This window comes from Kitasatospora sp. NPDC001603 (genome assembly GCF_040298365.1).
In the GTDB taxonomy this organism is placed as follows: Bacteria; Actinomycetota; Actinomycetes; order Streptomycetales; family Streptomycetaceae; genus Kitasatospora.
Genome location: NZ_JBEPAA010000022.1, coordinates 76,294 through 90,311, shown reverse-complemented (window position 1 = coordinate 90,311; position 14,018 = coordinate 76,294). Strand labels below are relative to the sequence as shown.

Here is a 14,018-nt window from a genome sequence, read left to right as displayed (position 1 = left end):
GAGTCGTCTGCGCGTCGACCGGGTGTACTGCCGGGGGCTGAACCGAGGTCAGCGGACGGCGGGCCGGGACGCGCTGGGCGAGCCCGGACACGTCTGGTCGAACAGGTGCGGCTGCCGGGACGGCCAGAACGGCTCAAGGTCGAGGTGACCCCGGCTGCTGTCCACGACGTTGCTCATGCGCCCATTCAACCATGTGAACGGACCGTTGCACCGCACGCGGTGCGACGCTCCCGGCACGCCGACGGGCACGGCGGCAGCAGGGGTGGTGAGGGGGCGGGCGAGGTTCACTGGTGGTCTCCGCGAGAGCGGGCATGGGAAACGGCGGCACGGTCGGACCGGCGTCCGGTGCGGCTGGGCCTAGGGATTGACGAAGCGTCAGAGGTGCGCTTCACGATCGGGTGGGCCGCGAGGCCCGTCGGGCTACCGGGAGGTCGGCCGGTCCGTCACCGACAGCAGGCGCTGCAGATCAGCGCGTGGTCGATGTACCGGCGGATCGTCAGGGCCGGCGTGACCGGGGCCGGCGCGGCCGCGGCGCGGCGGTGGTCGACGGTCACGGTACTGCCCTCCCCCTGGTCCTGGACGCGGTCGCGTGAGCGGTGCGTCGTGGTGCGCCGCCGGTCTTCCCGCGGCGTTCCGGTGTGCTCCGAGGCATCCCGAACCGCAGGGCCGGGCGGCCTTCGTCCAGAGCCTTCCACGCCGGACCCGGTCTAGGCAACCTTCCGACCGGCGGACGTCCGGCATGCGGACGCCCGAATGAGACGACGGCTCCGGGCGGCCGCCGGCGACCGCCCGGGCTCCCCGGCGTCTGCGCCGGGCCCGATCGGCAGAGCACCGGTCAGGCCCGGCCCGCGCCGCCCCTTCGCTGTGCGCCGACGTGCTCGACCAGGGCGACCAGCACGTCCTTGCCGTCCTCGCGCCGGCGGGCGTCGCAGAGCAGCACCGGGATCCCCGGGTCCAGGTCGAGCGCGTCCCGGACCTCCTCGGCGGCGAACAGCTCGGTGCCGTCGAAGCAGTTGACGGCCACCACGAAGGGGATGCCGCGCTGCTCGAAGAAGTCCACCGAGGGGAAGCAGTCCGCCAGTCGGCGGGTGTCGGCGAGCACCACCGCACCGAGCGCACCGCGCGCCAGCTCGTCCCAGACGAACCAGAACCGGTCCTGCCCGGGGGTGCCGAACAGGTAGAGCGCCAGCCCGGCGCGCAGGTCGATCCGGCCGAAGTCCATCGCCACGGTGGTGGTCCGCTTCGCCTCCACCCCCGCGGTGTCGTCCACCGGGCGGCCGAGTTCGCTCAGCTCCTCCTCGGTGCGCAGCGGGCGAATCTCGCTGACCGAGCCGACCAGCGTGGTCTTGCCCGCGCCGAAGCCGCCCGCGACCAGGATCTTCACCGCGACCGCCGGACCACCCCGCCAGGGCGGGTCGTCGGCCGTGGCACCGGCGGCGGCGTTCTCGTGGTGGTCAGAGCGCACGGAGTCCATTGATCACGTCTCGCAGCAGGCGCTCGTCCGGCAGCTCGGCGAGCGGAACGGGTCGGGTGACGCTGATCAGCTCGGCGTCGTAGAGGTCGCCGAGCAGCACGCGGACCACACTGACCGGCAGGTCGGTGTAGGAGCCGAGCTCGGCGACGGACAGCGGCTCGCGGCGGCACCAGGTCAGGATGGTCTGGTGCTCCGGGTCGAGCACCAGCGCGGGCACCGCCCCGGCCCGGGGCCCGGGTTCGGCGACGGTGATCAGCGAGATCAGGTCGAACAGGCCGTCCTCGACCGGGCGGGTACGGCCCCGGGTCATCGAGTACAGCCTCACCACCGGACCGGCCTCGTCGTCGAACCACCGGTCGTCGACCGGGGTGCGCGGCTGGAACAGGTCGACCCCGGACTCGTCCGCGGCCGGGGCGTCCTGCTCCAGCTCGGGCTCCTCCTCCGCCATCGGGCCGCTCATCTCCCCGGCGGGGCGGCTTCGGTGCGCGGCTCGGCGGCCATGTGCTCGCCGACCCGCTTGACCAGCAGGGCCATCTCGTAGGCGATCTGGCCGATGTCGGCCTCGGCCTCGCTCAGCACCGCCAGGCAACTGCCGTCGCCGGCCGCGGTGATGAAGAGGAAGGCCTCGTCCAGCTCGACCATGGTCTGGCGGACGCCGCCGACCTTGAAGTGCCCGCCGGCGCCCTTGGCCAGGCTGTGGAAGCCGGCCGCGACGGCGGCCAGGTGCTCGGCGTCCTCGCGGTCGAGGTCGCGGGAGGCCCCGGTGGCCAGCCCGTCACTGGACAGGATCACCGCGTGCCGCAGGGCCGCGACGCGCCCCACGAGATCGTCGAGAAGCCAGTTGAGGTCCCCGGACGACTGCGTCGAAGTGGTCATGAATCTCTTCCTTCCGCTGGAGCGGGTGGTGCGGGTGGTGCCTTCACTGCGGGTGGTGCCTTCACTGCGGGTGCTGCAGGTGGTGCCGGTACCGCGGGTGTCGAGGGTGCTGTCTGTGCGGGGCGCGGGGCGGGCGACGCGCCCGGTACCCAGCGGGCGAGCGGGGCCCGGTCGCCGGGCGGCGGGGCGGGCAGGGCCGCCGGGGCCGGGGCCGGTGCGATCGCGCGCCGGTTCGGGTCCGGCGGCTGCCACGCGGGCACGGCGGCCGGCCGGGCGGGCGGGACGGGGTCGGCCGAACCGCGGCCCCGGGTGAAGCCGCGCTGGAAGGAGGCGAACGTCGCCCGCGCCTCCTCCGGCGAGCGCTCGCGGGCGGTCTCGGCGGCCGACCGCTCGGGCTCCTGGACGGCGCGCTCCCGGAGCTGGGGCGCGAGGCTGGCCTGCCGGACGCGGCGCGGCAGCGGACCGGGCCCGCCGGCGGGAGGACCGTCGGCCGCCGGCCCGGCGGAGGGCTGCTCCGCCGGGGGCTGCGCTGCCATGGATCGCCCGGCCTCGGGCAGCCCGGTCTCGGGCAGTCCGACCGAGGGCCGACCGACCGAGGACAGCCTGGCGGAGGGGACGGCGGCCGGCGGCTGCTGCCCCACCGGCGTGCGGTCCGGAACACCGGCGGTACCGGCGTCCTGCGGTCCGGCCTCGGCGCCCTCCGGCGCGGCCAGGCCCTCCCGGCGGTGACGGCCCGGGCCCCGGACCGCCTCGTCCGGCGAAGCCGTGACCAGCGTCGGCCCGGTCCTGTTCCGCGCCCGCCGCGGCAGACCGCCCGGGGTACGGGTGGTGTCGGGCGCCGACGGCCGCGGGCCGCCGCTCCCCCGGTGCCGTCCGCCCTGGTCGGACGCGGTCCCGACGGCCCGGCGGGCCTCCGGCCCCGGCCCGCCGTCGGCCGCGCCGCTCGCCGTACCCGCGCCGCCCGGCGGCGGCACCACGACCAGATCGCGCTCGCCCTGCCCGGCCGGCACCGCACGCCGGCCGGGAGCCGCCCCGGCCGGCGGCCCGTCCGACGCCTCCGCCAGCAGCTCGCGCGGGATCAGCACCACCGCGGTCGTCCCGCCGTACGGCGACGGCCGCAGGTGGACCCGGATGCCGTGCCGGCGGGCCAGCCGGCTGACCACGAAGAGGCCCAGGCGGTCGGTGTCCGCGAGGTCGAACTCCTGCTCCACCGCGAGGCGCTCGTTGATCTCGGCGAGCGCGAGTTCGCTCAGCCCGAGCCCCCGGTCGTCGATCTCCAGCGCGAAGCCGTGGGCCACCACCTCGCCCTGGACGGTCACCTGGGTGCTCGGCGGGGAGTACACCGCGGCGTTCTCGACCAGCTCGGCGATCAGGTGGGTGACGTCCGCGACCGCGCTGCCGAGCAGTCCGGTGCCGGGGAACGGCCGGACGATCACCCGCGCGTAGTCCTCGACCTCGCCGACGGCGGCACGGACGACGTCCACCATCCGCACCGGCTTGCGCCAGGCCCGGCCCGGGGAGCCGCCCGCCAGGATGATCAGGCCCTCGGCGTGGCGGCGCATGCGGGTGGTGAGGTGGTCGACCTTGAAGAGGTCCTCCAGCTCCGCCGGGTCCTCGGTGCGGCGCTCCATGGTGTCCAGCAGCGTCAGCTGGCGGTGCAGCAGCACCTGGCTGCGACGGGCCAGGTTGACGAAGACCGCGGAGACGCCGCGCCGCAGGTCCGCCTGTTCGACGGCGGCCTCGACGGCGGCCCGCTGGACGGCGTTGATCGCCCGCCCGACCTGGCCGATCTCGGCCGAGCCGAACTGCAGCTCCGGCGCCTCGGTCGCGACGTCCACCGCCTCGCCCTTGCGCAGCCGCAGCATCACCGAGGGCAGCCGGGTGCCGGCCAGCTCGTTGGCGGCGTTGCGCAGGCCGATCAGCTCGCGGGCCAGGCCCCGGCCTATTCGGTAGGAGATCATCACCGACAGCACCACCGCGACCAGGCCGATCGCACCGGCGATGCCGCCGCGCCAGAGCAGCCCGATCGCGTACGAGCGCTCCCGGTCGCCGATCGCCCCCGCCAGCCGGGTGTTGATGGCGGCGAGGTCCCCCAGCGCCCGGTCGGCGGTCTCCCGCCAGGAGTCGCCGTTGATCGCCTGGACCACCCGCTCCGGCCCGCCCGCGCCCACGAAGTCGGCCTCGGCGCGGGACAGCGCCGCCCAGGCCTCGCCGCCGCGCAGCGCGATGTAGTCGCTCTGGTCGGCCGGGTCGAGCTCGGCGATGTAGACGGTGAACAGCGCCTGCTGGTTGTGCAGGGCGTCGATCGCGACCTGGTACTGCTCGGCGGTGGGCCGACCGGAGGCGGTCCTGAGGCCCTCCATCGCCGCGTCCTCCTGGGAGAGGTACTCGCGGGCCCGGGCCAGCTCGATCAGGATCGTCCCCTGGCGCGGCAGCTGGCCGCTCTGGCGGGCGACGAAGGCGGACCGGAATCCGAAGGTGGGCTTGACGAGGTCGCTGTACTGCCCGAGCGCGAACTCCCAGTTGAGCGAGGAGCGGTTGATCTGGCTGCGGAGCGGGGTCAGCTGGTCGGCGGCCGCGAGGATCTGCAGGTACCGGCCGCGCTGCGCCGCGTCGAGCTTGCCCCCGTCGTCGGTCTTCTTCAGCCGCAGCGTCACGAGGTCCCGGTCGGTGACGGCCTGGGCCTGCTCGAAGGCGTCCCGGGCGGCCCGCGAGCTCGGGTCGGCCAGCCGCTGGACGGCGGCGCGGCGCTCGTTCTGCAGGTCGTACGCGTACTGGTCGACCGGCTTGCCGAACTCCTTGTACGTACTGCTGACCGCCAACTGGCTCCAGACGTCACCGGTGGTGGCGAGCGTCGCGTACACCCACAGGGCGGTGAGCGCGACGATGGGCACCAGGAGCAGCGCGATGATCTTCGCGCGGATCGAGCTGCTGCGCAGACGCATGGAGTCCTCGGTCGGGAAGTGCCAGGCGCGGACGGGGAGCGGTTCGAAGGGGCGGTCGGCAGAGGCGGGCTGGCGGTGGCGGTGACGGTGCGGCGGGGGTGGTGCGGGGTGGTGCGCGACCTCGGGCGAGGCCTTCGGGCGGGGCTGTCGTTCGGGGTCGCTCTCAGGGGCTGTGGACCAGGGTGGCTCACGGCTGTCAACCAGGGCTTTCGTCCTGGTTTCCGGCGGTCGGACCAGGCCGGTCGGCGAGGCCTCGGCCGCAGGTCTGCGAGAGCCTACTACGCCCTGACCACTCGTTCGAGGGTCGAACCCGCCCTCTCCCGACCCCCGGCCCGATGATGTCCGAATGATCCCTGTCATCCCGGATTCACCCCTCGGCCGCCCACCCCCGGCCATCCCCCGCCGCGGCACTTTCCCTACGGGCCGGTGCCGATCTCGTCGCGTCACGGTCACACCCCTGGGCAGTGACAGAGCAATCCGATAGTTTCGCTCCACCTGCCCGACCGTTCAGCGCGCCGCCGATCCGGACGCCCGTACGGGCCCGGCAGGCAGGGGCCACAACGGGATCGGGGGCAGTGTGCGCGAGTTCAGCTCCCCCGCACCGACCGGACCACCGGCCACCGGCGGGCTGGCCGACTCGCTCTACGACACCGCCGAACGCATGTCCGGCCTGGTCCAGCTGGCCCGCCGGACGGACGGCGACCCGCAGTGGCACGAGGTCACCGCGACCGCCTTCCGGGACGAGGTGCTGGCGCTCGCCAAGGGCCTGCTGACCCGGGGCGTCCGGTACGGCGACCGGGTCGCGCTGATGTCCCGCACCCGCTACGAGTGGACGCTGTTCGACTACGCGCTCTGGTCGATCGGCGCGATCACCGTCCCGATCTACCCGACCGCGGCGCCCGAGCAGGTCCGCTGGATCCTCGCCGAGACCCAGGCGGTGGCCTGCCTGGTCGAGGACGAGGACCACGCCATGACGGTCGGCGCGGTCTGCGACGCGCTCCCCGACCTCACCGGCATCTGGCAGTTGGACCGGGGCTGCGTCGACTCGATCACCGAGGACGGCCGCGGGGTGCCCGACTCGCTCGTCCACCGCCAGCGGCTCGGCGTGGCGGCCGAGAACGTCGCCACCATCGTCTACACCTCCGGGACGACCGGCCGCCCCAAGGGCTGCATGCTCACCCACGCCAACCTGGCCTCGGCGGCCGACGCCCTGCTGGACGGCTGGGCCGAGGTCTTCGCGGACACCGGCGGCGGCCAGCCGTCCACCCTGCTCTTCCTCCCGCTGGCGCACGTCTACGGCCGGATGGTGCAGATCGCGGCGATCCGCGGCGGCTTCCGGATCGGGCACATCCCCGAAGTCTCCACCGAGGCCCTGCTGCCCGCGCTCGCCGCGTACCGGCCGACCTTCCTGCACCTCGTCCCCTACGTCTTCGAGAAGGTGTTCCAGCAGGCCCGGCGGGCGGCCGAGGAGGCCGGGCGGGGCGAACTCTTCGAGCAGGCCCGGCAGGTGGCCGTCGAGTGGGCCACCGCCCGCGAGCAGCGCGCGCTCGGCCACGGCCCCGGACCGGGCCCCCGGCTGCGGCTGCGCCACCTGGCGTACGAGCGGACCGTCTACCCGCGACTGCGGGCCGTGCTCGGCGGCCGGGTGCGCGGCGTGATGTGCGGCGGCTCGGCCCTCAACCGGGAGCTCGCCCTCTTCTTCACCGGCATCGGCCTCAGCCTGTACGAGGGTTACGGCCTCACCGAGACCTCTGCCGCGATCACCGCCAACCCGGCCGGCCGGCAGAAGCTCGGCACGGTCGGCCGCCCCGTCCCGGGGGCCTCGGTGGCCATCGCCGACGACGGCGAGGTGTGGGTGCGCGGCTCCGGCGTCTTCGGCGGCTACCTCAACCACCCGAGCTGCACCGAGGAGTCGCTGTACGACGGCTGGTTCGGCACCGGCGACCTCGGCCGGCTGGACGAGGACGGCTACCTCACCCTCACCGGGCGCAAGAAGGACCTGATCGTCACCAGCAGTGGCAAGAACCTCGCCCCGGCCACGCTGGAGGAGCGGGTGCAGGCGCATCCGCTGGTCTCGCAGTGCCTGGTGGTCGGCGACGACCGCCCGTACGTGGCCGCGTTGATCACGCTCGACCCGGCCGCCCTGGCGCACTGGCTGAAGTCGCACGGCCGGGAGCAGTTGGACCCGTGGGCGGTGCTCTCCGACGAGCAGTTGCACGCGGAGATCCAGCGGGCGGTGGCCGCGGCGAACACCGCCGTCTCCCGCGCCGAGTCGATCCGCGCGTTCCGGCTGCTGCCGCGCGAGTTCGGCGTCGACCAGGGCCTGATGACGCCCTCGCTGAAGCTGCGACGAGCGGCGATCACGGAGTACTACCGGCCGGACATCGACGAGCTGTACAGCTCCTGACGGTCCGTCTCGTCCCCTTTGCGGCAAGGATGACAGTGTCCTCACGGCACGTCACTCCCTTGACGATCCGAGTGGTCCAGTCCATTGTTTTGCCTCGGTCTGAGTGCGGCACGCCCACGGCTCCCGCCCCTCGGGGAGCGCTCCACCCCGTTCCACACGCCCTCCCCACGGGCGTGTCCTCCACTGCCCCCACGCAGGAGTCCTCACGTGTCCATGTCCTCACGCCTGTCGGCGCTCGCCGCCTGCACGCTGCTCGCCGTCTGCGGTCTCGCGGCTCCGGCGTCGGCCTCGACCTCTACCTCGGCCGATTCCGCCGGACCGGTCGGGGCCGCGGCGCCCGCCGTCAACCTGGCCACCAACCCGGGCTTCGAGATCCCCGCCTCCTCGCTCGCCGACTGGGGCAGCGTCCCCGGCTGGCGCTGCTCCGGCGGCCCCGCCGAGGCGTCCGCCACCACCACCGCCCCGCACTCCGGCGGCTCCGCCCTCGCCGTCACCCCGGCGAACGACGACTCCAACGGCGAGTGCGCGCAGACCGTCTCCGTCCGGCCCGGCACCACGTACACCGCCTCGGCCTGGGTCCGCGGCGCCTTCGTCCACCTCGGCGTCACCGGCACCGGGCGCGATGTCGCCCCGGCCTGGACGGCGACCACCAACGGCGGCTGGCAGAAGCTGACCACCCGGTTCACCACCGGCCCCGACGCGCGCACCGTCCGGCTGTACGTCCACGGCTGGTACCAGCAGGGTCCGTTCGCCGTCGACGACGTCCGGGTGGACGGTCCGGCCCCCGCTCCGGCCACCGCCGCCGGCTCGGTGCCGACCAGCGACCGGGTCGTCTTCTTCACCGTGGACGACGGCTGGCAGCGCACCCCCGAGGCGGAGCGGTTCATCGCCGACCACCAGCTGCCGATCACCGCGTTCCCGCTGCCCATGCCGGCCGCCACCGACCCCGACTTCTTCCGCCGCGTCACCGCCGTGCCCGGCTCCTCCATCCAGGACCACAGCGTCTCCCACCCGGATCTGACCACGCTCAGCCCGGCCGAGCAGCAGGTCGAGATCTGCGACGCCCGCGACGCCCAGGTCCGCACCTTCGGCACCGCCCCGACCGTCTTCCGCCCGCCGTTCTTCGCCTGGAACGCCGACACCCTGCAGGCCGCCGCCAACTGCGGCATCCAGCACCTGCTCACCGCCGACGCCGACTTCAGCTGGGGTGCCTCCAACATCTGGCACGAGGGCACCCTGTCCCCCGGCGACGTCGTCCTGATGCACTGGACCGACACCCTCGCCGGAGACCTCCAGCGCGCCCTCGCCGCCGCCGACACCGCCGGCCTGGCCTCCTACCTGCGGTAGCCCCCGACCCGCGTCGCCGCTCCCCCGAGGGAAGAGCGGCGGCGCGCACCGCCCTCGATCCTGATCGAGCTCGTTGACACGGGGTGGGCGGGTGACTGTAATGGGGGGCGTGCAGCGCGGTGTCGGCCAAAGAGAACTGGGCCGGCCGACGACCGGGCGGGCACCTTCGACCGAGGGACGATGCGCGATGAGTTCTCACTCCGCTTCCCTGATCTGACCCGCGCGGCTGCGGCGCTGCCCGCACGCCCGCTTCGGTCCGTTGCGCTCGTGCGATGCGGCGCCGTGGCCTCCACTCCCCATGCACCGGAGACCCCACAGGCGTATGCCCATGTCATTCAACCAAGCGATCATCGAGGAATTCCGAACCAACGGCGGCGAGGTCGGCGGCCCCTTCGAGGGCGGCGACCTGCTGCTGCTCACCACCACCGGCGCACGGACCGGACAGGACCACACCGTGCCGCTCGGGTACGTCCGCGCGGACGGTCTGCTGCTCGTCGTCGCCTCGGCGGCCGGGGCGCCGGACCACCCCCAGTGGTACCGCAATCTGCTCGCCCACCCCGTGGTCCGGGTGGAGCTCGGCGCCGAGGCGTTCGAGGCCGTCGCGGTGCCGGCCGAGGGCGCCCGGCGGGACCGACTGTTCGAGGCGGTGGTCCGGGCGGCCCCCGGGTACGGCGACTACCAGGCGCACACCGCACGGGTGCTGCCGGTGGTGGCACTGGAACGGTCCGGGGCCGAGCCGCGCGAGGTGGCCGACCTGGCGGGCAAACTGCTGGAGGTGCACACCTGGCTGCGTGCCCAGCTGCGGCACGTCCGGGCCGAGACGGAGGCCCACTTCGCGGCCGGGCCCGCCGGTGACGGCCGGCCGCCGGGCCTCGGGCTGCAGATCCGGCAGCACTGCCTCGCGCTCTGCGCGGGGCTGACCCACCACCACACCGGGGAGGACGCCGCGATCTTCCCCGCGCTGGCGCGGAGCCACCCGCACCTGCGGGAGACGCTCGCCCGGCTGGGCGAGGAGCACCGTTCGGTCGGCCGGATCAAGGACGGGCTGGTGAAGCTGCTCGCCGGGATCGGGGTGGCCGAACCCGAGCGGTTCCGGGCGGAGCTGGCCCGGATGTCGGCGGAGCTGGAGGCGCACCTGGACCACGAGGAGCGGGAGCTGCTGCCGGTGCTCGCCGGCATCCCTTTCCCACCGGGGCGGTGAGCCGGTGCGGTGAGCCGGTGCGGTGAGCCGGTGGGTTGAACAGGTGCGCTGAGCCGGTGCGCTGAGCCGGTGCGCTGAGCGAGGCGCCGGCCGGTCCCGCCCCGGAGGTGGGCGGGACCGGCCGGCACCCGGGTGCCGCGCCGGCTAGACCTGCGCGGAGAACACCGGGAGGTAGCCGCCCGACTGCCCGGCGGCCTTCGGGTGGTAGCTCTCCTCGATGGGCAGGGTCGTGCTGTTCAGCCAGGTGGTGCCGGAAGCGCAGATCTCGTGCCCGGTGAAGGCGCTCCGGACGTCACCGAACGCGAAGCCGGCGTCGGCCGCCCGCTTGGCGATGACACCGTCGAGGACGTCCGCCGCGCTGTTGATGGCGGCGCGCTTGGTGTCGCCGATGCCGAAGATGCAGCTGCCGCCGACCTTGTAGAGGTGCGGGTAGCCCAGCACCACCACGCGGGCGTTGGGCGCCTTGGCGTGGATGGCCGCGTAGACCTGGTCGAGCTGGCCGGGCAGGGTGTTGTTGGCGTAGGTCTTCGCGGCGGCGACGGCGTTGAGGCAGGCGCTCTCCGAGTCCAGCACGCAGGTCTGCATGGTGCTGGCGAAGCCCGCGTCGTTGCCGCCGACGCTGATGCTGACGAGCGTCGTGCCGGAGTTCAGGACCGAGAGCTGGTTGTTGAGGACGTCACCGGTTCTGGCACCGGAACAGGCGACGAAGGAGAAGGACGACGGCGCGTGCGCGTTCTTCCAGAGGTAGGCGTAGGCGTTGGTGCTGCGCTTGCAGCTGCCGCTCTCGCTCGTGTAGCTGCCGGAGCCGAGGCCGGAGGCGTAGGAGTCGCCGAGGGCGGCGTAGTTCACGCCGGCCGCGTGGGCGGACGAGGCGGTGAAGAGGGTGGTCATCGTGAGGAGAGCCGCGAGGGCGGCCATGGACATGGCACGGGTGGGGCGTAGCATGACACCTCCAGGGAGTGACGTGAGTCACATCTGTGATACCAGGCAGTAGGGTGCTCGGTAAGTGGTCATGCCAAGACAATTGACGGGCAGTCTGACGACGGTGGAGTGAACTCGGCGGCGGGATACGGCAAGTGCGCTGGTCAGGCCCCGGCGGCGCCGTCGGGGGCACCGGTGTCGGGGTGCCCCGATCGAGGGACGGTCACGAGGCCGTCGCGCACTCACCCTCCGGTGCCGGCGCCGGGAATCCGGGGCGGACGGCCGCCGGACGCCACGCGGGAGCGGACACCGAGGCCTGCCGCTAGGCGCAGACGATCTCCAGCTCGAAGCCCTGACCGTTGATCAGGTGCACCGCCTCGCCGGTGTCCACCCGGACCGTCCACCCGGCCGCGAGGGCGGCGGCCACCGCCGCGCGCGAGCCGTGCACGGCGAGGTGGTTGAGCCCGGCGCGCAGGCGCTGATGACCGCCGGGGAGCAGCGCGGTCGACTGCTCGATCACCAGGTAGGCGGCGCCCAGACGCCAGCTGCGGCCCCGGGGCCACTGCTGGAACGGCTCGCAGCCGAGGGAGAGCAGCACCGGGGACCACTGCGCCTCGGCGGCGGCGAGGTCGTCCACCCAGAGCTCGACGTGGTGGAAGAGCCCTGCCGGGTGCGGCACCGTCACTCGGTCACCCCCCGCTCGCACGACGGCCGGGGGTGGGAGAGGCGGGGCGGGGGGCGTCGGGGGCGGGGACGTCGGGGCCGGGGACGTCGGCGGGGGCGGCTCCGGCACCGGGGCCGGGGCGCGGGCCCGCGCCGGGGCCCGCGCCGAACCCCGAGCCCGGGCCCGGGTCACCCGCGGCGGCGGTCAGCCGGAGGGGCGCCGGGCCCGGGTGGGCGGCGCCGGGGAAGACCTCGCAGCCCTCGGCCGGCAGCTCCTCGATCGCCTCGTTGGCGGCCGAGGGCACCCCGAGCCACCGGACGCCCGCCGCGACCGCCGCCCGCGCCTGGCGCAGCCCCGGTTCGCCCCAGCCGAGCAGCTCGACCGCGAGACCGGGCGCGACGAGAAGCCGCCGGTAGTGCCGCCCCGACGCCGGGTCCGCCGCGCTGGGACCGACGGCCCGCAAAGCGGCCGCCATCCGGACCCGGGCGCACTCGTGGCCACCGTTCGCCGAGCCGACCCGGTCGTAGAGGTAGCCGAGGTAGTGGGGCGTGCCGATCACCGCCTGGGCCTCCTCGGCCGCCTCGCGGGCCAGGGCGGAGCCCGGGTCGCCGTCGTCCTCGGGCTCCAGCGAACCGCCGGGGAGCGAGACGATGCCGTCCTTGGGGTTGACCAGGGTCAGCACCCGGCCGTCGGGCGCGAAGAGCCAGCCCCACGACTGCTTCACCGACAGCCCGGCCGGCACCCGCTCGCCCGGCCGCCACGGCCAGCCCGCGGTGGGACGCCGCCGCACCTTGCCCAGCAGCTCGGCGATCTCCGCGCTGTACTCGATCCGGCTCATGCGTCCCCCTTTCGGTGTCGGGCTCGCCGGACCGACGGTGCGCGGGGAGGACCTGCGTGCGCGGTACAGGGCGGAGCGGCGGAGGCGGCGGTGTGGGGCACCGCGCGCTTCTCCTGTTGATCTTCCCCGAAATCTTCCCCGAACAGGCGGTCGATGAACAGTCCCCAGCGCCGCTTGGTGGACACGGAGGCCTCACCCGGGTGGTCAGCCCAGCGGCCCACCCCCCTCCGGCCCCCGGTCGCCGGGGTCCGACGCCCCGCCGGGCCACGGCGGCGCGGCGGGCAGCGGGAAGCCGGGCAGCGGTACGGCTCCGGGCGGGAACGGCACCCCCAGCGCGGCATCGTCGGCGAGCGCGTCGACCACCTCCCGGGCGGTCATCGGCCTCAGCCGGCCGGCCGCCAGGGCCCAGCCGCGCACCACCGGACCACCGGGCGCCGCAGGGTCCCCGTGCAGCAGGAGGGCGCCCGCGCCGCCGAGTGCCACCCCCGCCGCCAGGGTGGCGCAGAACGCCTCGGCGTCCCGGCCGCCGAGGAGGACCCGCCCGCCGTCGCCGCGCACGTCCGCCGCGGCGGTGAGGTGCTCGCCGTCCTCCGGGCCGTGGCAGCGCAGGGTCAGCAGGTGGCCGCCCTCCCCGGCGCCCTCGGCCAGCGCCAGGTACACCCCGGTGACGTGGTGCATCACCGCCACCAGCCGCGACTGCCCGGACGGGCCGTCGCCGACCGCGTCCAGCAACGCGGCGCAGGCGATCGAGATCCGCACCCGGGCCAGGTGGTCGTCGACCAGGACCGGGAGCAGCTCGGTCAGCTGCTCCCCGCCGTAGACGAAGGGCTCGCCGGCCAGCTCGGGGTCGGCCGCGTAGGCGACGCGTGCCGCCGCCGATCCGGGGTCGAGGCCGAAGGCCTCGCAGTAGTCCCGGTAGTCGGCCGGCTCGAACACCCTCAGGTGCACCTCGATGCCCTGCCCGCGCAGGGCCCGGAGCCGGGCCTGCGTCCGCCACAGGTAGTCCCGGAAGCCGAGCGGGCCGAACAGCCCGAGCCGGGCCAGCTCGGCGAAGTCGGCGGCGTGGACGGCCAGCGCCAGCGCCACCGGCTGCGGCGGCACACCGCGCGAGCCGCCCCGCTGCCGCGCCCGGACGCCGGGGCCGCCTCCCCCACCGGCCGCCCGACCCCCCGGGCCGCGGCCACCGCCCCGGCCGCCCGACGAGGGGCCACCCGGCGGGCCGCCCGAGGGGCCGCCGGGAGGGCCGCCGGCGAACGGGCCGCCCGGCCCCGGCCCGGACCGAACACGCGCCGGCGGCGGCGCTCCCGCAACCGCCACGCGCCGCATCGCGCGCCGGGCGCGCCCA

12 protein-coding genes are annotated in these 14,018 nt (G+C 74.9%); 3 read left to right on the top strand and 9 right to left on the bottom strand.

Going from position 1 to position 14,018, the window contains the following annotated elements; genetic code table 11:
- Positions 1-48 precede the first annotated feature (48 nt).
- The 5 genes from ABT263_RS16600 to ABT263_RS16580 form a co-directional block, all read right to left on the bottom strand.
- Entirely contained in the window at positions 49-177 is a 129-nt protein-coding gene (locus ABT263_RS16600; RefSeq protein WP_329490566.1) for a hypothetical protein, read from the bottom strand.
- 658 nt (positions 178-835) lie between these two features.
- Positions 836-1,384 carry a GTP-binding protein gene (locus ABT263_RS16595; RefSeq protein ID WP_352291158.1) on the bottom strand — a complete coding sequence of 183 codons (549 nt, stop codon included), beginning with the start codon at positions 1,382-1,384 and terminating at the stop codon, positions 836-838.
- 70 nt (positions 1,385-1,454) lie between these two features.
- Positions 1,455-1,922 carry a DUF742 domain-containing protein gene (locus tag ABT263_RS16590; RefSeq protein WP_352291136.1) on the bottom strand — a complete coding sequence of 156 codons (468 nt, stop codon included), beginning with the start codon at positions 1,920-1,922 and terminating at the stop codon, positions 1,455-1,457.
- A gap of 8 nt (positions 1,923-1,930) precedes the next feature.
- Complete coding sequence (locus tag ABT263_RS16585) at positions 1,931-2,350, bottom strand: roadblock/LC7 domain-containing protein (protein WP_329490565.1); 420 nt, start codon at positions 2,348-2,350, stop codon at positions 1,931-1,933.
- Positions 2,347-5,295 carry a sensor histidine kinase gene (locus ABT263_RS16580; RefSeq protein ID WP_352291135.1) on the bottom strand — a complete coding sequence of 983 codons (2,949 nt, stop codon included), beginning with the start codon at positions 5,293-5,295 and terminating at the stop codon, positions 2,347-2,349. The genes ABT263_RS16585 and ABT263_RS16580 overlap by 4 nt, the downstream gene beginning before the upstream one ends.
- Positions 5,296-5,872: 577 nt before the next feature.
- Here ABT263_RS16580 and ABT263_RS16575 point away from each other — a divergent pair.
- The 3 genes from ABT263_RS16575 (at position 5,873) to ABT263_RS16565 (ending at position 10,250) form a co-directional block, all read left to right on the top strand.
- Positions 5,873-7,702, top strand: a complete 1,830-nt coding sequence (locus ABT263_RS16575) for an AMP-dependent synthetase/ligase (RefSeq protein WP_352291134.1) — start codon at positions 5,873-5,875, stop codon at positions 7,700-7,702.
- Positions 7,703-7,915: 213 nt separating this feature from the next.
- Complete coding sequence (locus ABT263_RS16570; protein WP_352291133.1) at positions 7,916-9,049, top strand: polysaccharide deacetylase family protein; 1,134 nt, start codon at positions 7,916-7,918, stop codon at positions 9,047-9,049.
- Between the two features lie 322 nt (positions 9,050-9,371).
- Complete coding sequence (locus tag ABT263_RS16565) at positions 9,372-10,250, top strand: nitroreductase/quinone reductase family protein (RefSeq protein WP_352291132.1); 879 nt, start codon at positions 9,372-9,374, stop codon at positions 10,248-10,250.
- A 144-nt stretch (positions 10,251-10,394) separates the two neighbouring features.
- Here the strand turns inward: ABT263_RS16565 and ABT263_RS16560 are convergent, their stop codons facing one another.
- The 4 genes from ABT263_RS16560 to ABT263_RS16545 all read right to left on the bottom strand — a co-directional run bounded on the left by ABT263_RS16560 (position 10,395) and on the right by ABT263_RS16545 (position 13,774).
- Positions 10,395-11,195 carry an SGNH/GDSL hydrolase family protein gene (locus ABT263_RS16560; RefSeq protein WP_380384441.1) on the bottom strand — a complete coding sequence of 267 codons (801 nt, stop codon included), beginning with the start codon at positions 11,193-11,195 and terminating at the stop codon, positions 10,395-10,397.
- A gap of 298 nt (positions 11,196-11,493) precedes the next feature.
- Positions 11,494-11,856, bottom strand: coding sequence for a VOC family protein (locus ABT263_RS16555; RefSeq protein WP_352291131.1), 363 nt, complete (start codon positions 11,854-11,856; stop codon positions 11,494-11,496).
- 4 nt (positions 11,857-11,860) lie between these two features.
- Positions 11,861-12,673: a hypothetical protein gene (locus ABT263_RS16550; protein WP_352291130.1), complete on the bottom strand. Its 813-nt coding sequence runs from the start codon at positions 12,671-12,673 to the stop codon at positions 11,861-11,863.
- 204 nt (positions 12,674-12,877) lie between these two features.
- Positions 12,878-13,774, bottom strand: coding sequence for a DUF8829 domain-containing protein (locus ABT263_RS16545; RefSeq protein WP_352291129.1), 897 nt, complete (start codon positions 13,772-13,774; stop codon positions 12,878-12,880).
- Between the last annotated feature and the right edge of the window lie 244 nt (positions 13,775-14,018).